This is a genomic window from Paenibacillus sp. Y660, assembly GCF_057221575.1.
In genome coordinates this window covers 30,398-50,298 of the sequence record NZ_JBXBBJ010000028.1, presented here as the reverse complement: position 1 = coordinate 50,298, position 19,901 = coordinate 30,398, and the positions used below count along the sequence as shown (strand labels likewise).

Below are 19,901 nucleotides of genomic sequence, written 5' to 3'. Positions count from 1 at the left end.
AAGAAACTGGCTGCACTTTACACGCATCTGTATCAACCAAGCTACTTTGTAACCCTCTACTCAATGAGAAATGGATTTATCCTTCTCCATGCCAGTAATTTAACACATATTTTTTAATAATGCTACTAAAAAAAAAAGCAATGAATAAACTTATATTGGAATAAATGTTTAAAGAATTTAACCGCTTACATCGGATTTATACTCAGTCACATCTTTAAAAATTAAAAAAATCTTCATATATCAATATTTTCAATAAGAAGTTGCCTTAAGGAGGATCATAAGTTATATAATCCGCCATTCGAAAATTGGGAATCCATCTATGAAAATCAAGTGCCTGGATATGGTTTATCGAAGATCGAAAACATACTTAAAATGGAATTGATTCCGTAATATTAAAGTAGGAATCCAAATCGGTTAATAAGGAAAAAGGGCTCAAACACGCATGCAGCGTGGTTGAACCCAAATGTATGTATAATTTTCCTCTTTAAAATTTGATCTCTACAACCTATTAAATCAGTTCTGATTTTTGAAGCAGTCTGTTTTTTTCTTTGTGATCGCCATCGCTGCAACTGCGAAAATATGAATTTAATCATTCTCTTAACACAATTCTCTAAAAAAACTTAACCCGGATAATCCGTAATAACCCCATCCACCCCAAGACGCTTCATCCGCTCCATATCTCCATCGTTTTGGATCGTCCACGCGACCACTTTTCGGTTCCGGTCATGGATTGCCCGAACGAGCTTCTCGTCCAGCAGATCATGGGGGTAGTTAATATATGCCGCATAGGAGGTCAGCTCATCCAGCATCTCATTCGATAAAGGGTGTTGATCCTCGTGAATAAGAGCAGCTACAGGAATGTCGGGAAGCAGCTCGTGAATACGGCGCGTTGAGTCAAAATCATAGGATTGAATGACGATGCCTGCGCTGTTCTTCATTTTGCCCATACCCTTTAATCGACCATTGTCTTCAAACTGGGTATGATTAAGCTGAAGCTCGTATTGGCGCACAACGTCGGCCACCTTCTCTTCAATTTCTGGAAACAGCTTGGAATCCTTAATCTCAACGAGCATGCCCATCTTTCCCGCGAATCGTTCCATCACATCATGGAATGATAATATTTTTTCGTCAGCAGCATCAACAGCATCCGCACCCTCCGAACCCGCATTCATTCGTTGAAGCTCGTTCAACGTATACTCCTCCACAGAACCTGAATGCTCCGTCGTTCGATCCACCTTATCGTCATGAATGACGACGAGCTCTTCGTCCTTGCTCAGCTGAACATCAAATCCAATAAAGTCTGAGCCAAGCTTCTCGGCCTCTTCGAAGGCCGCCATCGTATTCTCAGGCGCATAACCGGAAGCTCCACGATGCGCGAAAATTAAAAATCCCTCCGGTGTATTGGGATTGGATGCAGATGCGAACAACATCGCGCAGCACAGCGAAAGCAAGAGCAATCCAATCCTGCGCCAAATAAAAGCTGGTTTCCGTCTTCCCATCGTTCCACCTCCAGATATAAAACAACTGCTCATTAATGATGTCTCACGCAAAAACAGCCAAGCGTTCGTAGTCTTATTACATTAAACATACGGAGCACTGCTCGAAACAAAAAAAGGCCAGATCTGCCTTTGGCAAGGCTGATCCGACCTAGTTAACGACCTATTTAGCTCCGCATTCCTCACCCTGGAAAATCCGTAATGACCCCATCCACACCTAGCCTCTTCATGCGTTGCATATCCTTTTCATTACTCATTATTTTTGCGGCTGCTCCGCCGTCTTCAAGGAAACAACGACCTCCCGATCCGAGTCCACTCCCCTTGCATGAGGATTAAGCTTATAGCGCTTCATATGCTGATGCAGCAATGCTGCATGCTTTGCAATATCAACTTCAGCAACATCTACTGCAGAGGCTATTCCTGCGCTTCTTAGATTAACTGCCTTTATTATTGCAATTTTTAAACTTTACTTTGACCAACGTTCAAGCTTATGAATATTTCTAGTAAATAGACCAGTCAAAAATTTCGGAAACCCGAACTCTACCAGCTTTTGTTTGACTCTATCCTTCATTTGTTCTACCGTTAGGTTTGGCATTGTATAAGCGCCATTCTCGTAACAATGACTGCAAAATTTTATGCTTTTAGCTCCGTTTTTTTCAGTGCCGCCTTGTTTCTCGTCACGAGCTAGCGGCATGCCGCAGCTTTGGCAATTTTTATATGCCTTTTCCATCATCTTCGCCCCTTAATCAACGACCGGTAGTTTTCCTTCATTATATATCATTAATTATAGGTCATCCATACCGTATTTCCCAAAGCCTCAAACCCCTGCTTAAACCAAAAGTTCCTTGATTTATCTAATGTATAAACATACATTTTTTTATTAGGGTATTTCTCTTTAACCCAATTAATAAAGAAAGCCGCATAGCCCTTGCCTTCAAAATCTTTCAACACGTCCAACGCTTCAATGAATATGAAGTCCCTCTTGTTTTTGATCTCAATATAGAAATCCTTCTCTAAGTACTTCTCATCATCGCTAAAATAGTCCGTCTCCGCCTTCTGAATTAACTGTTTCCCATTCTCATATTCCCAAATAACACCGTATCCGACCATTTCTTGATCAGCTTCAATCATATAAATCTGCTCCGGCAGCTCCGAGCTGTCCTTCTTGCTCAATTCCCCTGCATGATAACCCGATTGTAATTCACTCAATAGTATTTGTATCTCTTGATCAAATGGTTTTGCAACAATTGCAGGCATTTTACAGCTCCTTTTGCTATTTATAGCATGTATGGTCTCCAATGAAAAAGCAGGGCATGTAGCATTCCCTACCTCTCATCCTTTATGGTATATGGCTTTTTGTCCTTAAGCGCCTTTAACAATAACCTATTCGTTTCCTTCCGTCAATCGAAGCAACATTTTATAAACGCTGCATACTTTATACACGCATCGCCCAAATATCGCAATAACTCGGCCAAATTCTATAATTATACAATTTTACCCCATCGTAAATAGAATATCCCCCTTCCCATCTCTCTCCATTCGTCCCATGATAATAGTAGGTACACAAAATCTTTACATATACAGAAGGGGAGGTGCGCCTTAAATTTTATTTAAAATGGGACGGCATCAGGAGGCCATTCCATACCTTTACACCGAACGCAGCCATTCAAGACACACTCACCGCTTTTATTTAGATTTTCCGCTCTCCTCCCGGTCATCGAAGAATCCCCTTCATTGAACCTTCCGAATCTATCCAACCAGCACGATAAGACATCAACACCCAGACATGCACATCAATTGGAATGCTGCACTGTTCGACTATTACGAAATAGAGGTGATAAGGTGAATTTTTTTGCTAAGAAGAAAGATTTGAAAATTTATATGCTGTTGCTAAGTTTTGTTCTACTGTTTACCACATTTGTTAATGCTTCTATATCCTATGCCGCTGAAAATGATCCCCCGACTCAACCTGCCGCAGGCGCTACGAATTTAAAAGTCGTCGAAGTTACGCATAATACCGTTTCCTTGTCTTGGGACCAAGCCCCCGGCATAAAAGATTATTGGATTTGGGATCAGAATAACAAATACATCTATTGGGCGAGCGGCAGCACCCAAACCGTTGGCGGCCTAACGCCAAATACCACCTATTCCTTTTATATCGGCCCCGACGGCATCCAAGCTCCAAATCTCACGCCTGAGCAAAAGAGCAACTTGGTCACCTTTACTACAACGGAAGATCAGAGCGAATACAAAGAGCCCCCATTAGCGCCTCCGCTAAATTTGAAGTTGTCAGCTGTAACAGATACTAGCTTGACCTTGAAATGGACGGGAAGTCCTGGCGCGGATGGTTATGATTTCTACGTGAATGGAAAATGGACATCCGGCGTTTGGGATGGTTCCACTAGCATTACATATACCATCCCAGGCACCGTAACGGGTTCGGTTTACTTCCAGGTTGGAGCGCAAAAGACCGTAAATAAGCTAACAACTGCATCGGAGAAAAGCAATAAGGTCGAGCTCACTTGGGGACAACTGGCTGCTCCAAGCGATGTTCAGGTCGTAACAGCGAACCGCACGACGGTTTCGCTCGGCTGGGCTCCTACGCCTGGTGCTGCAAGCTATGATATTTATCAAGACGGCGTACTAATCGGTTCAAGCGATACGAACCGCTTTGTCGTCAATAGCCTAAAGGAAGGCCAGTCCTACGCTTTCTCAGTGGCGGCCAAGAACAATCTATGGGAATCACCTAAGAGCGCTTCAATTAAGGCTGTACCGGGAAGCAATTATAACATCGTAACGTACTACACCTCTTGGTCTGTTTATGAGACAGCACGGAATTACAAGCCGACTCAGGTAGATGTATCGCAGGTGACTCATATCAATTATGCCTTCGCAGATCTATGCTGGAAAAAGTACGGAACAGGCTCAACGGTTTGTGAGAACAAAGACATTCCGTTACAGAGCAGGTATGTGCATGACGGCGAAATCGTCATTGGCGATCACGACAACGATATAAAAAACTTTGAAACGTTCGCATCAATCAAAGATAATAATCCGCATTTAAAGATGATGGTATCGGTAGGCGGCTGGTCATGGTCCAAAAACTTCTCGAACATGGCGGCAACTGAGGAAACACGCCGCGTATTCGCTAACTCCGCTGTGAAATTCCTTCGGGCTTATGATCTAGATGGCCTCGACATCGACTGGGAATACCCGGTTGAGGGCGGGGAGACGCATAATAGCCGTCGACCAGAGGATAAGCAAAACTTCACGCTCATGATGCAAACCGTCCGTGAAGCTTTGGATGGAGCAGGCTCTGAAGACGGCAAGTATTACTTGCTGACGATTGCATCCGGCCAGGGCGACAATTTTGTCGTGAATGCGGATTTTGCAAATTCCGTCAGCTACTTGGATTTTATCAACATTATGACCTACGATTACAGCGGAAGCTGGGAGCTGCTGGCTCATCATAATGCACCGCTTTACGCAGATAAGAATCATCCGAGAGATAGCGCTCCGCGCAACAATGTGAGGGGCGGAGCAACTGGCCATTTAAATGGAGGAGTACCTGCCTATAAGCTTGTGCTCGGCATTCCGTTCTACGGCAAAGGCTGGAGCGGCTGCCCCGCAAGCGGCGAATATCAGACCTGTATCGCCATTCCGCCCGGTTCGTGGGAAGCAGGTATCTTTGATTTCTCAGATCTGGAAAAAAACTACGTGAACAAAAACGGTTATGTCCGCAAATGGAACGAAGCTTCTAAAGCTGCCTATTTGTACAACAGTGTAAATGGCAATTTTATAACGTACAATGACCAAACATCGATGATCTACAACGCCTCTCTCGTCAAATCCTTGGATTTGGCTGGTGTAATGAGCTGGGATATTAGCGGTGACCGCAACAAAACGTTGTCCACACAGTTGGTGCATGATTTGCCAATTGACGGCTCCGTGAATGCTTCTGCCCTGCCTGCCCCATCCAACCTCGGGATTATTTCTAAAAGCGAAAACGAGCTGCAGGTGAAATGGGATGCAGTAACAGGAGCGACCGGCTACGAGGTGTATGTCAATAATCAATACACAGGCGCAACAAACGAAACCAATTATGCAGAAGGCTTGCTTACATCCAATACCGAATACAAGATTCATGTGCTTGCCATCGAGAAGAAGGATGATCGCGTGCTGAAGGTTTCCGCTGCGAGCCATGTCCTTGTCGCGAAAACGTCGGGATCGACTTCGAATTCCACTTCGCCAGGAGGCTCAACGCCGCCGCCTGCTAAGCCGAAGGATGAACTCGATGCAAGCATCACTAAAGACGGAAGCAAATGGACGATTGCTGTACAGGCGGACGCTGCTATTAAGTCAATCAATGCCTCCGATTCCTCGGCGTTTAAAGTAACGGCAAGCAAAGAGGCGAAGCAGGTCGATGTCCTCATTTCTAAAGCCGTTGTCGAAGCGATCGCCAAAAAAGGGGAGATGCCGGCATTGTCCATCGTCTGGAATAGCGTTACGTATGTCATACCGATTCATGCCATCCATCTCTTCGCCGATATGAAAATCTCGATCTCATCGACGGATGCGGGTACCGCTGGCAAGATCGAGCAATTATCGCAAGCCAGCGGTCTTAAGCTGCTTGCGATGCCGCTTGATTTTAAAATCGAACAGCTTAACTCGGATAATACGTATGTGGAAGTGACTGATTTTGGACAGCATACGTTCAGCCGCCTTCTCACCTTAAGCGCAAAGGATATCGACGCAAACCGGGCAACCGGCGTAGTCTATCTCCCAGGGTCAAGTCAGTTCCGCTCCGTCCCTACCAAGTTCACTGCGAATTCGGATGGAACGGTAACCGCGGAATTAATAAGGAACGGAAACAGCGTTTATACCATCGTTGAAACGAATTTCAAATTTAACGATGTAACTGCGGAGTGGGCACGTAAAGATGTAGATCGAGCAACCGCCAAGCTGATCGTCTCTGGAGAGACCGCGGATCGCTTCGGTGTGAACACCAGCATTACCCGTGCCGAGTTCATCTCCATGATCGTCAAAGGTTTAGGCATCTTGCCAGACTCGGCAAACAATCCGTTCAAGGATGTGGACAGCAATTCCAAGTATGCCGGAGATATTGCAGCGGCTAAGAAGCTCGGACTGATCAAAGGCGTAACCGAGGATTCCTTCAACCCTAACGGCTCTATCACCCGTCAGGATTTAACCGTCATACTCGCGAGTGCGCTGCAATATGCGGGCAAGTCGAAAGAAGCAAACGCCAAGGTGCTTGAGCGCTTCAAGGATCAAGCTGCTATTTCCTCCTATGCCAAAGCATCGGTCGCGCTTATCGTAGAGCAGCAAATAATGCTAGGTGTATCTACGGATAAGTTTGCTCCTTTGTCCAAGGTGACGAAAGCCCAAGCAGCAGTTACGGTCATGAGAACGCTTGATGCATTGAAATTAACCTAATAAAGCTTGCCTCATGCATGACAATAGGTAGACGGTAGACGAAAATAGGACGGAGCAGATTGTTACTTCTGCTCCATCCTATTTCGTTTTTGAATCATTATTCCTTGACTCCGCCCGACGTCATTCCCGTTACGAGATGCTTCTGGAAGATGAACGAGATTAAGATCGGCGGCAGGCAGGCAAGCACCCCGCCAGTTGCGATCATACCGTAATCGACCCCATTTTTCCCGCTGAATTCAGCAATGGCTACTGGCACTGTTTTCGCATCGAGACTGGAAGTAAACAGCAGTGAAAAGAAAAACTCATCCCATGCAAGCAGAAACGCGAATATGGCGGTAGCCAGCACTCCAGGTCGAACTATCGGAAAAATAATCAATCTGATCGTTTGAAACCTTGTACATCCATCCATGTAAGCGGCCTCGTAAAAGTCCTTGGACAGAAACTTCAGATAGCTTTGCATCACCCAAATGACATAAGGAATGACGAAAGTTAAATCGAGTAGAATCAACGACCATTTTGTATCCATCAATCCAAGCTTATTCAACACAGAGAACAAAGGAATAACGATTACGACTGAAGGAATCATGTACGAGAACATAAATAAATAGAGCATTTTTTGCTTGAATCTGAACTGATACCTTGCGAAGGTATGTGCAGCTAGTCCTCCAATGATCAATGCCAAGAGCGTTGTGCATACGGCGACAATTAGACTGTTGAACATGGACACTCGGAAGGTGTAAGCCATATCATTGTCCGGATTTGCGAAAATATCGATGTATCTCTGGAACGTAATATGGCGCGGAATCCATTTCAACGGCACAGATGTCAGATCTACCTGATAAGATATGCTTGAAATAAAGAGCCAGATAAACGGAGCAAGCGTGCAGAAAGCTACCAGGACACCGAATAAATACTGTACAAGCCTAAATCCTTTGCTGCTTTTCATCCGGCTTCCTCCTCTGCCTTTAACACTTTGACATAAACAAAGCTGATTATGCCAATAATCATGGCGATGAGGAACGAGATCGTAGCCCCTATTGAAAAGTGCATATTATTAAATGCTTGGATATAGGCTTGATACGTGAGTACTTTCGTCCCGTCCGAAGGTCCTCCCATGGTCAAGGCATAAATCAGGTCGAATACTTTAAACGCTTCCATCGTTCTCATGACGATCAGCACAAGAATCGTCGACTTCAGATGCGGCAGAGTAAGAATGAAAAATCGCTGCAAACGACCCGCACCGTCCACATTAGCCGCTTCATAGATTGATTTGTTGCTCATTTGCAGCGATGCCAGCAGGAAGATAACAATCAGCGGAGTCATCTTCCAAACATCAGCCAAAATGACCATGTTCATCGCAAGCCAAGGCTTGCTTAACCAGGATTGATATTGCGGGATGATATGAAGTTGAGTCAGAAACGCATTCAAAGCCCCGTATTCCGGTTGATAAATCCATTTCCACATGGCACCGTTTACGATGGTCGGAACGGCCCAAGGCAAAATGATAATGGTACGCAAAACAGCGATGCCTCTAATGTTTTCGTTAAGCAGCAGCGCGATCAATATTCCAAACAGCAGCTCAAGGCTAATGGAAACAAAAGAGAAGTAGGCTGTTCTACCGAGCGATTCCCAGAAGCCGGCATCGGTAAGAACATTAAAATAGTTTTCCAAGCCTACAAATTCACCCATCGATTCGACGGTTAAGGACATGCTGTGAAGACTTAGTATGAATGTGTAGATCAGTGGAAAAAGTATTATACCGAATACCGCTAAAACAGCCGGAGTGATATTCAGCCAAGCATAGGTTTTATCACTCATTCTTCTCATGACATTGCCCTTTCCTTACCTCTTATTATTTACTTTCAGAAATTTGGGTCGCTTTTTGCTGCAATTCATCCAAGGCAGCCTGCGCCAAAACCGATCCGTTTAACACTTTGCTTACGGCAACCTGAGTTTCAGTGGAAAACTCACCGTACCATGGTACGATTGGACGGTTGACCAAATAGTCATATTGCGTTTTTGACAAGTTAACAAGGTCTGGATTTACAGCAATGACATCTTGATCCTCATAAAGCGATTTCCAAATCGGGAGAGCATCCTTCGCATGCTGCTTCTGGAAATTTTTATCCGCTAGAAATTGAATGTATGTCCATGCTGCATCGGCATGCTTGCTGCCTTTCGTAATCGCAAGTCCCATACCGCCATTTACGGTTGCGCTTGCTTTTTTGGATGTTCCTGGGCTAAGAGCAATGCCAACCTTGCCAACAACCTGCGATTTGCTCGCATCACCGTTCGCCAGGTTAAACATGTAAGTCCAGTTCAAGGCAAAAGCCGCTTTGCCGCTTGTGAATACGCCTGTAACGTCGTCTTCCAAATACTCAATCGAGCTCGGATTAGTCAATCCGTCTTTAATCGATTGCGCCATGAAATTAATCGCTTCTACGTTAGCCGGATCATTTACGGTAGCCTTGCCGTCCGTTATCAAATGTCCTCCAAATGCTTCCGTAATGGAAGTCACATCGCATACTAGAGCTTCAGCTTGCTTCCATGTTGCAACGAGCGGGAATTCCACAATATTTTTTTCTTTCAGCACTTTTGCTTGAGCTAATAGTTCGTCCCAGGTCGCTGGCGGAGCATCGAAGCCTGCTTGTTGAAGCATTTCTTTGTTGTAAAATAAGTAGCGCGTATCGTTCAGCCAAGGCATGCCATACAACTCGTTGTCATAGGTAACCGAGTCTAGCGCCCCTTGAAAAATATCGGTACGGTCATCTGCGGGCAGCTTATCCGAGACGTTTTTGATAATTCCCGCTTTTGCGAACTTCGCTGTCCATGGAGCATCGATCAAAACAACATCATAGCTGCTGCCGCCGGTAATAATTTTTTGTTCCAAAGACTCATACGAAACAAAAGTCGGCTCCACTTTAATGTTCGGATTCAATTTCATGAATTCCTCAGTAGCCGTCTGAGTCGCCTCTTCGCTGTATCCGGCTTGCTTCATAAAAATCGCCTTCAAAGTTACCTGATCCCCTGAATTTCCCTCTTTGCTCGAACATGCGCTCAAAGCACCCGTACTCAATAGAACAGTTGACATTACAATTGCAAGCTTCTTGTTCATTTGACTTCCTCCTCTATACTTTTCCTTGTATTTGTAGAAAAGCATAAGCAATCGCACCAATTGCACAGTCTTTCTTGCCAAGCAAAGCCAGCTCTATTGTTGTCTCAATCGGCGTAGAATGACTTACTCTTTTCTTAATACCATTTAAAAACGGACCTAATGACTCGGAAATTTCCCCGCCAATGATGACTTTTCAGGAATGAGAAGGCTTACAATATTTGAAATACACATTGCCTGTGCTAGCCCCTAAAATTAAAGCGCTTTCAATAAAGGCAGCACAATTGACATCGTTGTTGAAAAATAACGGAAAGCATGTTTGTTCGGCGCCAAAACTAACTAAGATCAATATAAATTGTAAGTGCTTACATTGTCAATAACAATTTATATGCATCGATCAGGAGATAGCAATGCTTACAATAGCAAAAGGGCTATCCGCATGTGGGATAGCCCTTCTTCATAAACCCTTGTTATTTGGCAGTTACTCCGCCATCTACTGGCAGCTCAACGCCTGTAATATAAGCAGACTCATCAGAAGCCAAGAACAGGACGGCTTCAGCCACCTCGGATGCACGACCCACTCTAGGCAGTGCCGTCTGAGACAAGAACCATTGCAGCATCTGTTTGTTATTCACGAAATCCGCACTCATTGGCGTTTCAATAAAGCCTGGGTGAACCGAATTGACGCGAATATGATCCTTGCCAAAATCGACAGCCGCCGCTTTCGTCAACATACGTACAGCGCCTTTGGAAGCCGTATACGCCCCCGCACCGCTGCTGCCTGTTAGACCTGCAATCGACGAAATATTGACGATTGAGCCGCCATTGTTAGCTTGCATATGTGGAATGACATATTTCATGCCAAGGAAAGTGCTGGTTAAGTTAATGCTCATGACTTTATTCCATTGATCAACTGTCGTATCAAGAAGTCCAACAGCAAGAGAGATTCCCGCATTGTTTACTAAGATGTCCACTTTGCCGTAAGTTTTAATCGTATTCTCGACGACACTGATCCATGCTTCTTCCGAACTGACATTGTGCGCATAGGCTGCAGCTTGTCCGCCGCCAGCTTCAATTTCCTTCACAACGGCTTGCACAGCGGCTTCGTTAATATCTGTTGCGACAACCGTTGCTCCCTCTTTTGCAAACAAAAGAGCTTCTTCGCGCCCCATGCCACTACCTGCTCCAGTAATAATTGCGACTTTCCCAGTAAGACGAGTCATGTGTAAGTCCCCTTTGGTGTTCAATATTTTAAATGATGACGACGAATTAATTATCAAGTGATAGTATCACTATCACTATGATATAAATCATATCACACTCTTCAAGAAAGCTCAATCCTTCCTTGCTTAAAGGATAACCAGTCGATATACTACATGTAATCGAAATAGCTAAGCTGAAAGGATTTAACCTCTTATGGATCCAAAAGAAAGATACGAGAAAGAACGTTTTGAAGGCAAGCAGCAGCGCCAATTCACCGTTCTCGAAGCCGCAGAGCGCGTATTTAATCAAAAGGGAATCGAAAAAACGACGATGCAGGATATTGCGACGGATGCGAATATTGGCATCGCAACGCTGTTTCGGTATTTTCCAAAAAAAGAAAAGCTGATCGTTGCGGTCGCTACCAAGCTGCTTGAGCCGATGCTCCATCGTTTTCAATATGTCGCTGAGCTGCCCTTGTCATGCCTCGAACAGCTCGAAATTTTGTTTGATTTCTTTATCGAGGATCAAAATCATTCGAGCATTAAATTTATGGTCGATTTTGAAAGCTATGCCTCCCACTCGTCCGAGCCTTTAGAGGATATACACAATATCAACGCAATGAATCGCATGATATCGAGCGAGTATTCGAAAATCATTCAAAATGGCATGGAGGATGGATCGATTCGTTCCGACCTTCCGGTTAAGGAGACATTAACGACTCTCATCAACACATTTGGACTTTTTTCAAAAAAATTATCGCTGCAAAAAAACATTCTCCTGCTCGAATCTGATTTGGAAAACGATCATCAGCTTGCTATACTAAAAAAAATATTTATGGAATACCTGAAAGCCTAAATAGCAGGCAAGCTCTTTGCCTCTATATGATTTGCCGTGATCTCGTTATTTAAACAAAAACAAGTCAGGGAGGAATGCTGTTCCTCCCTGACTTGTTTATTTATTTTGCTTATAAATTACGTTATTGCTTCGCTTGCATTTCCATTAATTTGACGATTACGGATGCCGCTTCGCCTCGGTTCATCGCTTTCTCCGGACGGAAGGATCCATCCTCATAGCCTTTGATAATGCCTTGGCTAACAAGCGTATTCAAGGAGCTGACGGCCCAATTAGAAACATTCGATTGATCGACGAACTTCGTTTTCTCTTCTTTTTCGGTCTTCAGCTTTAAAGCCCGAACGAGAATAACCGCCATCTGTTCCCTAGTAATCTTTTGCTTTGGAGCAAAGTTCGAGTCGCTTACCCCTTGAATGATTCCTAGCGTAGCAGCGGTTTGGACTGCTTCCTCGGCCCAGTGGCCGTTCAGATCGCTAAAGGAAGGACCACCCGTACCCTTCAATTGAAGAGCTTTCACGAGTAGGACAACAAACTCTGCACGTGTCATCTCTTTTTCCGGCTTAAACGTCTGATCAGGATAACCGCTAATTACGTTTAGCGCGCTCAGCTTCTCAACTGCTCCTTTGGACCAGTGCTCGGATAGATCCTCAAACTTTACAGGTGCTGCTGGAGGCTCAGTTGCTGGCTTCTCTGGTGTTACCGGCGGCACAATTGGTTTTTCTGGCTTGATATCAGGTTTTGGTGTCGTCGGTGGGTTCAACACCGTACCTCCATCGTCTCCAGTGCCACTGGATGGAGATTTAACATTAATTTTTACCTCAGCCGTATTCGAGTCGGAAATGCCATCATTTACCTTATAGGTAAATTTGTCCTCCCCGGTAAAGCCTGCGTTTGGCTCGTAGTTGAAGTATCCATAAACGGCATCTGTTACTGTCAATTTTCCGGATGTCGGCTGGGTGACGATCGTGAAGTTGAGCGCATCATTATCCTTATCGCTCGCTTTCATCTGGCCTGTCAATTTCTTGTCCTTCTCCATTTTAAGCTGAACATTCGTCGCATCTGGCTTGTTGTTCTCCTCAATATGAATGATTACATAGGCTGTATTCGTAAGTCTATTGCCATCGCTGATTTTGAAAGTGAATACATCTGTACCCGACTTCCCGGAATCTGCCTTGTATACAAAAGACCCATAAGTCGCTTCGGATACCGTTACTTGTCCTTTTTCCGGAAAATTTACCAAACTGACTTCATGTACTTTATCCCGATTAAGTTGACTGACAGCATCAGAGAAGGTTCCATTAAAAGTTCCACCCTCACGGATTGTATATTTCAGATTAGACGCAGTCCAATCACCCGTACCAGACGTATTCGTAATCTCTATCGTAACTACCGCATCGGTCGACTCGTTCATACCGTCCGAGACATTGTACATGAAGTAATCAATCTCAGATGCTCCATTAGCAGGTGTATATGTAAAGGCGCCTGTAGATGCATCGGTCATCACGATCGATCCTTTACCCGGCTGCTTAATCAGCTTAAACGTAAGCTTGTCGCCGTCTTCATCTTCCGCTTTCAGCGTTCCAATCAATTCTTTTCCTTGAGCAACGATAAAGTTGCCTTCAAACGCAGTCGGTTTATTATTTTTGTTGACCGTTACGCTGACATGAGCTTCGTTTGAATACGCTTTGCCGTCATAAGCCCGGTAAGTAAATTGATCAGCACCGTTGTAATCGCGGCTTGGGGTATAGACAAAATCTCCAGATTGCGTATCAACGGATAGAGAACCGTTTGTTGGCTGAGCAACGATCTGATACGTTAACGGGTTTTGATCTTGATCGGCAGCCGATAGCTTGCCGCTATATGCCTTGTTCTGATCTGTCTTCACCGATAGATCATTGCTGACAGGTATTTCATTGTCATTAATCAAAAACTCAGTAAGGTCGAGGGGACGATTCGTAATCCGAATCTCATTGATTGCCCCGTTAAATGCTTTTTCAAAATTATTGTTGTAATGGTACGCTCCGACGATCCACGGTACGAATTTGCCGTTTTTCTGAGCTGTCGCTAGTCCAACCGAGTCTGGACCTTCGTCATTCGTCAGTACCGGGGAGCCATTCACATACATTAATGTCTTCTTCGTATCATTTACGACAGCAACGTGAATCCAGTCGAAGAACATCTCGCCCGACCAGTTGGTCCTCAGTTCATCTTTAGTGTGCGGGTAAGCTGCCCACTGCAGCTGCTTTAGGTTAGAAATAGATAAGGTAGCGAGAGGTTCTTCATTGTCTCCTTCTGGGTCTTTTTTCCCTCCATCCTTACCCGTGCCTCCGCGTCCAAGTATGCCCATCCAACCATTTTTACTCCCGTCAAAGTTGCTGTTAATACGGAAATACGCTTCTATTGTATAGCCATTTTGGAAAGTCATGGCATTTAAAGGCGCATCGTCAGACGTCCTTAAATAAGACAGCTCTTGCGGAAATTTACCATAGGTTGAAATTTCTAAGCTGCCCTTGCTTTTGGAATACGGAGATTTATCATCCGTCCATTTCATATCAATGTCTGGTACATCCGCTTGGATAAGGTCAACTCGCTGCAGATCATTGCCGTTGCCGGATAAATCCTTTACGTTGAAGGAACCGTCAGCCGGCTTTTCGAATTTCCAATGCGCGACCTCTCCGTTTCCATCCGAGGCACCGCGAACGTCAATCGTAACCGTTTTGATCTCAGAATCTATGAATCCGTCGTTTGCCTTAAATGTGAATGTATCCTTGCCTGCTGCGCCTGCAGGAGCCGTGTACAGGAACGCTCCAGTCGCAGTGTCCACAAGCTTGACCGTGCCTTTCGTTGGCGCAGTGACAATGGAGTAGGTTAGCTTGTCCACGTCTGGATCTGATGCTTTTAGCTTGGCGCTCAGCGTTTTTCCTTCAGCAGTGTTGTAATTTACATCAGACGCTTGCGGTGCTCTGTTTTGCGAATCCCAGATCCCTTTGAAGCGCTCTTTAAAGTTCATGTTCATAGTAAATTGGTTATTCGAATCGGTCATTTCTTCAAGATCATAGGTTTCATCGCGCGTATCCACAGGCATATTCATGACCCAAGGCGAGAATGTTTTAGCAGAAATCGTTCCTGCATCCAGATTGAACTCCATCGTTCGCATAATGCCGTTGCCGCCCATGTAATAGCCTTGATAATCAATAACGGACATTAATACGTCATGGCCTTTGTCGTTCTTTTTGACCATTTGAGCTGTACCGTGATGGTGACCGTTGAGGGTGAGAAAAATTTGGTCGTTGCTTTTAATCAATTGATCCCACAAATATTGGCCATTCTCTGTCATAACCGCCGTTTTCCCAGTGCTATCGATATTCAAAAGCTGGTGAGTTGCCAAAATTGTTGGTTTGTCGGTGTTGTCTTTCATGACCTGGTTAGCCCATTTTATCGTTTCAGTTCCCGCTCTCCAGTCAATAAACAGAACCAAAAATGTTTTTCCAGCGCCTTTAAACGTATAGTAGGAGCTATAGCCCTTCGGCGACGATCCTTGATAGCCAGGCTTATTGCTCATACGTGTTGCTGGCTTGAAGTATTGATTAAAGAACTTATTATATTGGTCATTATCATCTCGACTATCGTCGTCAAACCGTTCGTCAATATCGTGATTTCCCGCTGTATAACCATAAGGAGCTCCCGCATCGTCCAAAATCTTCATCGCTTCATCGGCACTTTTCCATTCACTCTCTACCGTGCTTCGATCAACGATGTCGCCTAAGTGCGTAGTGAATGCGATATTCTCGCTATATTGATACTTTTTTATCCATTCCGTTTGGGAATTATAAATTTCCGGTTTGTATCTGGAATACATTTGCGTGTCGGGAAGAACCGCAATTTTAAAAGAGCGATCGGCAGCTGAAGCTACTTGGTTCTCCTTCATGCCCGAAATAGGAAGCAATGCGATTTGCAGCAAAATGACGAGGGATAGCAACACCTTCGATAATCTCTTTTCTAATAACAACATAAGCCTTATCTCCACCTCTATCTTTCTTCTGATGTTTGTTTCCAGCGTATACATCAATCTTTTTAGAAAAACAAACGCTCTATCGACCAAAAAGCGCCAATTAATGCAATGACAGTCGACACTGCTATTAATCCTGACTTCTGGTAGGAGCTGCGTTGCCACAGATTTAACAGGGGCAGCAGCAACAACACTAAAGTAATCTGCACAAGCTCAATGCCCACATTGAAGCTTATTAGCGAAACCGCCAAATGGGATTTTGGAATCTCCATTTCGCCTAATATTCCAGCGAAACCTAAGCCATGAAATAAGCCGAATAGGAATGTAATTAGAGCTCTATGCGAAATTTTTTCGCGAAATAGATTTTCAACAGCAACAAAACAGATACTAAGTGCAATAATAGCTTCAACCCAGCGAGACGGAACCGATACGATACCCATTACCGCCAAGGATAAGGTAATACTGTGCGCAACAGTAAAGGCAGTTATAATGGCAGCATATTGTTTAAAGCTTTGTTTTCTCAGAAGCAGCGCCAGCAAAAACAATAGATGGTCGTAGCCCGTAAGAATATGCTCTGCTCCAAGTAAGAGAAAATCAAACCAACCGCTGTGCGAGCCAGACCCACCTGATCCTGCCGCTGGATCTCCCAACATCACCTCCCAGTGTCGTGAACTTCCCTTCAATACCGTTTCACTAACTTGGTTGCCTTCTTTAAAAACGAGCAGATTCGTATAATTCGGACTGTTTTCTGTGTACATGGAATCGTCTAAGCTAATTTCTTGTCCACTTTTCACGTCTGAAAATTGATAAATGGCTCTAACCATCGTTAGCCCTTCAGATCGCCTATCTTCAAGCTCCATGCTCGTCATCTGTCCTTGTTGCTCGACGCCATCGACTTTAAGCACAATTTTTTGACGAATCCACTCATTAATTTCATCTTGCGATTCGCGTAGCTTTTGTCTATCTAATAAACCCACATCAGTTGATTCAGTGACAGACAACGAGTCGATAGAATACGCCAATTCGATACCGCTACCGTTATGAGTTATTGTGCTGTAGCTTACGCTCAATGGGTGAGCGAGCGTATGCGACGGATAACACATGAATAGTAAAAATATCGATAAACTAGCCATCATGATCATTGTCGATAATCGTTTCAATCTCAGTCCTCACATTCTAATGTTGAATTATTAGCTGGCTTCCACATGGGCAGTGACAGTATTATATTGCGTCACTTTTGTAAGGGGAATATTAACATCGGCAATAAAATTGTGTAAAAATCGTAGTTAAACAAAAAGAACAGTCCTGAAACGGGCAAAAACAAACATTCATCTCGCATTGTTTGACTCCTGAAAAGTGGCATTTCTATGATTGAATGTTAAAAAGACGAAGCAGGGTTTATCCTGATTCGTCCTTTATGGTTTTATTCCCTATTAAATAAGTTCCAGATTAAAGAGTCATAGCTTGCCCATGCCTGGCTAAATACTCTTCCTTTTCTTTATAATCCGGCATAATGCTGCCGACGCGTCTCCAAAATGATCGATCATGATTCATATGAAGCAGATGGCATAGCTCATGAATGATGACATAATCGATCACTTCAATTGGAGCCATTGCCAGTCGATAATTAAAGGTTAGCTTTTTGCTCGAGCTGCAGCTTCCCCACTTCGTCCACGACTCTTCTACCTCAATGGATTTTGGCTTTACTTTCAACTGATTTTGATAGATCTTAATTCGTTCACCAATAATCTTCTTACAGCTTGTGAAATAAAATTTCTTAAGATTCTTCTTTAGTTCGTCTTCGTCCAACTCTCCGGTGTCGATTAACTCATGTAGATAATACTCTTTTCCAAGATGGAGAAACTTTCCTTGATCCTGATATTCTCTAGTCTTCGGCTTATTTCGAGCCTCCGCAAGGACATTTAATTTCTCTAAAATCTTCTTTCCATGATGCTCCACAGCTCTAATAATACTCTCTTCACTTGTTGCATTGGGAGCTTTAACGGTTATAAAGCCTAAAGAGTCTATTTGAATGGACAGTTTCCCTCTATTTCCGTATTCAACATTAAATTCGATTGTTTGATTTTCAAACTCAATTTTCATAAACACCATCGTTTCCATTGGGCTATTTCCAAATCACACTAAAACAGATGAAAGAGTGCAGGATCAAGGACTTCCCCTTGGTTCCCTTCTCTTCCTCTATTTTAGCATGACTACATTTTGTTTATAATGGAAGCAACAAATAAAATGGGCTGTCCAAAAAGTGTTCGCACGGAATTTCGCTAGCCTATAATCTCATGAAGCAAGCAACCATTGACCTGAATAGAAAAATAGCGGAACAGGAATAGCTCCCTGTACCGCTATTTTTTCACGCACTTTCAACATTTCAATTCAAAGCGAGCTATCTTCCCAGTGGGCATACTACTTCTGGGGCAGCCCCTTGTTAGCTTTTAAGAGCCATATACCTCGAAATCAAAGAGCGAATATCCATATGCAGTGCCTCTTGCTGTACCTAGTACACGCACATATCTACCGTTTGCAGCAGTAAACGTAATATCGTCAATCGCTCCATTGCCGGTTGTTGTTGTAAATGCATCAGTCCATGTGGATGCATCATTGGATACTTGGATTTTGTAGCCCTTTCCGTAAGCAGCCTCCCAGTTTAATTTCACTCGGTTTACGCTTTGAGATGTGCCAAGGTCTACATAAATCCATTGGTTGTCGCTTCCTTCAATGCTTGCCCATCTTGTTGCAGAATTGCCGTCCGTCGCTTTGGAAGCTTCGAAGCCTGCTCCTTCTACCGAGCTGGCTGCTGTCGTCTTGCCTAGAGCAAGATTGGAGCCTGATGAAGCTGCACTTGTTGTAGCGGTTGCTGTGCTGCTGTTTGCCGATAGGTTGCCCGCAGCATCAATTGCTTTTACCGTGTAGCTATAAGCCGTGGATGCCGTTAGACCCGTATCGTTAAAAGTTGTGCCAGTTGGTGTGCCAACTTGAACGCCGCCGCGGAAAACACGGTATCCCGTTACGCCAACGTTATCGCTCGAAGCTGCCCAGCTTAAGTTGATTTGGCTGCTGGATGCTGCTGTTGCAGTTAGGCTGCCAGGTGCGGTTGGAGCTTGTGTATCTGCCGATCCGCCACCACTGCCATATACTTCGAAATCAAAGAGTGAATATCCATATGCAGTGCCTCTTGCTGTACCTAGTACACGCACATATCTACCGTTTGCAGCAGTAAACGTAATATCGTCAATCGCTCCATTGCCGGTTGTTGTTGTAAATACATCGGTCCATGTGGTTGCATCATTGGATACTTGAATTTTGTAGCCTTTTCCGTAAGCAGACTCCCAGTTTAATTTAACTCGGTCAACGCTTTGAGCTGTGCCAAGGTCTACATAAATCCATTGGTTGTCGCTTCCTTCAATACTTGCCCATCTTGTTGTTGAATTGCCGTCCGTCGCTTTGGAAGCCTCGAAGCCTGCTCCTTCTACCGAGCTAGCTACAGTCGTTTTGCCAAGAGCAAGGTTTGAGCCTGTTGAAGCTGCACTTGTTGTAGCGGTTGCTGTGCTGCTGTTTGCCGATAGATTGCCTGCGGCATCAACTGCTTTTACCGTGTAGCTATAAGCCGTGGATGCCGCTAGACCCGTATCGTTAAAGGTTGTGCCAGTTGGTGTGCCAACTTGAACGCCGCCGCGGAAAACACGGTACCCCGTTACGCCAACGTTGTCGCTCGAAGCAGACCAGCTCAAATTGATTTGGCTGCTGGATGCTGTTGTTG

13 protein-coding genes are annotated in these 19,901 nt (G+C 44.3%); 2 read left to right on the top strand and 11 right to left on the bottom strand.

All coding sequences use genetic code 11. The features are described from left to right. Positions 1 to 620: 620 nt before the first annotated feature. The 3 genes from AC2TDN_RS22545 to AC2TDN_RS22535 form a co-directional block, all read right to left on the bottom strand. Complete coding sequence (locus tag AC2TDN_RS22545) at positions 621 to 1,499, bottom strand: glycerophosphodiester phosphodiesterase (protein WP_484690246.1); 879 nt, start codon at positions 1,497 to 1,499, stop codon at positions 621 to 623. A 463-nt stretch (positions 1,500 to 1,962) separates the two neighbouring features. Beyond that, complete coding sequence (locus AC2TDN_RS22540; RefSeq protein ID WP_484690245.1) at positions 1,963 to 2,229, bottom strand: zinc ribbon domain-containing protein; 267 nt, start codon at positions 2,227 to 2,229, stop codon at positions 1,963 to 1,965. A 47-nt stretch (positions 2,230 to 2,276) separates the two neighbouring features. Further along, positions 2,277 to 2,705 carry a GNAT family N-acetyltransferase gene (locus AC2TDN_RS22535; RefSeq protein WP_482069035.1) on the bottom strand — a complete coding sequence of 143 codons (429 nt, stop codon included), beginning with the start codon at positions 2,703 to 2,705 and terminating at the stop codon, positions 2,277 to 2,279. A 633-nt stretch (positions 2,706 to 3,338) separates the two neighbouring features. Between AC2TDN_RS22535 and AC2TDN_RS22530 the strand changes: the two genes are divergently transcribed. Beyond that, complete coding sequence (locus AC2TDN_RS22530) at positions 3,339 to 6,950, top strand: glycosyl hydrolase family 18 protein (protein ID WP_484690244.1); 3,612 nt, start codon at positions 3,339 to 3,341, stop codon at positions 6,948 to 6,950. Between the two features lie 97 nt (positions 6,951 to 7,047). On the opposite strand, the gene AC2TDN_RS22525 is transcribed toward AC2TDN_RS22530, so the two are convergent. From AC2TDN_RS22525 to AC2TDN_RS22510, 4 genes are all read right to left on the bottom strand, one after another. Then, on the bottom strand, positions 7,048 to 7,896 hold the full coding sequence (locus tag AC2TDN_RS22525; RefSeq protein WP_484690243.1) for a carbohydrate ABC transporter permease: 849 nt from the start codon (positions 7,894 to 7,896) through the stop codon (positions 7,048 to 7,050). After that, entirely contained in the window at positions 7,893 to 8,777 is an 885-nt protein-coding gene (locus tag AC2TDN_RS22520; protein ID WP_484690242.1) for a carbohydrate ABC transporter permease, read from the bottom strand. The genes AC2TDN_RS22525 and AC2TDN_RS22520 overlap by 4 nt, the downstream gene beginning before the upstream one ends. A 25-nt stretch (positions 8,778 to 8,802) precedes the next feature. After that, on the bottom strand, positions 8,803 to 10,065 hold the full coding sequence (locus tag AC2TDN_RS22515; RefSeq protein ID WP_484690241.1) for an extracellular solute-binding protein: 1,263 nt from the start codon (positions 10,063 to 10,065) through the stop codon (positions 8,803 to 8,805). 467 nt (positions 10,066 to 10,532) lie between these two features. Beyond that, positions 10,533 to 11,285, bottom strand: coding sequence for an SDR family NAD(P)-dependent oxidoreductase (locus AC2TDN_RS22510; protein WP_482069041.1), 753 nt, complete (start codon positions 11,283 to 11,285; stop codon positions 10,533 to 10,535). A 193-nt stretch (positions 11,286 to 11,478) separates the two neighbouring features. On the opposite strand from AC2TDN_RS22510, the gene AC2TDN_RS22505 reads away from it, so the two are divergent. Next, positions 11,479 to 12,120, top strand: a complete 642-nt coding sequence (locus AC2TDN_RS22505) for a TetR/AcrR family transcriptional regulator (RefSeq protein WP_482069042.1) — start codon at positions 11,479 to 11,481, stop codon at positions 12,118 to 12,120. Between the two features lie 121 nt (positions 12,121 to 12,241). On the opposite strand, the gene AC2TDN_RS22500 is transcribed toward AC2TDN_RS22505, so the two are convergent. The 4 genes from AC2TDN_RS22500 to AC2TDN_RS22485 form a co-directional block, all read right to left on the bottom strand. Next, positions 12,242 to 16,129 carry an Ig-like domain-containing protein gene (locus AC2TDN_RS22500; protein WP_484690240.1) on the bottom strand — a complete coding sequence of 1,296 codons (3,888 nt, stop codon included), beginning with the start codon at positions 16,127 to 16,129 and terminating at the stop codon, positions 12,242 to 12,244. Between the two features lie 62 nt (positions 16,130 to 16,191). Next, positions 16,192 to 17,286 (bottom strand): HupE/UreJ family protein, encoded by a 1,095-nt coding sequence (locus tag AC2TDN_RS22495; protein ID WP_484690239.1) that lies wholly within the window; start codon positions 17,284 to 17,286, stop codon positions 16,192 to 16,194. Between the two features lie 289 nt (positions 17,287 to 17,575). After that, positions 17,576 to 18,229, bottom strand: coding sequence for a M48 family metallopeptidase (locus AC2TDN_RS22490; RefSeq protein ID WP_484690250.1), 654 nt, complete (start codon positions 18,227 to 18,229; stop codon positions 17,576 to 17,578). 347 nt (positions 18,230 to 18,576) lie between these two features. Beyond that, complete coding sequence (locus tag AC2TDN_RS22485; RefSeq protein WP_484690249.1) at positions 18,577 to 19,872, bottom strand: galactose-binding domain-containing protein; 1,296 nt, start codon at positions 19,870 to 19,872, stop codon at positions 18,577 to 18,579. Between the last annotated feature and the right edge of the window lie 29 nt (positions 19,873 to 19,901).

Coding starts and splice junctions, on each gene's coding strand:
- AC2TDN_RS22525 (WP_484690243.1), bottom strand. CDS start 7,896: ATGAAAAGCAGCAAAGGATTTAGGCTTGTACAGTATTTATTCGGTGTC.
- AC2TDN_RS22515 (WP_484690241.1), bottom strand. CDS start 10,065: ATGAACAAGAAGCTTGCAATTGTAATGTCAACTGTTCTATTGAGTACG.
- AC2TDN_RS22500 (WP_484690240.1), bottom strand. CDS start 16,129: ATGTTGTTATTAGAAAAGAGATTATCGAAGGTGTTGCTATCCCTCGTC.
- AC2TDN_RS22505 (WP_482069042.1), top strand. CDS start 11,479: ATGGATCCAAAAGAAAGATACGAGAAAGAACGTTTTGAAGGCAAGCAG.
- AC2TDN_RS22520 (WP_484690242.1), bottom strand. CDS start 8,777: ATGAGAAGAATGAGTGATAAAACCTATGCTTGGCTGAATATCACTCCG.
- AC2TDN_RS22490 (WP_484690250.1), bottom strand. CDS start 18,229: ATGAAAATTGAGTTTGAAAATCAAACAATCGAATTTAATGTTGAATAC.
- AC2TDN_RS22540 (WP_484690245.1), bottom strand. CDS start 2,229: ATGATGGAAAAGGCATATAAAAATTGCCAAAGCTGCGGCATGCCGCTA.
- AC2TDN_RS22545 (WP_484690246.1), bottom strand. CDS start 1,499: ATGGGAAGACGGAAACCAGCTTTTATTTGGCGCAGGATTGGATTGCTC.
- AC2TDN_RS22510 (WP_482069041.1), bottom strand. CDS start 11,285: ATGACTCGTCTTACTGGGAAAGTCGCAATTATTACTGGAGCAGGTAGT.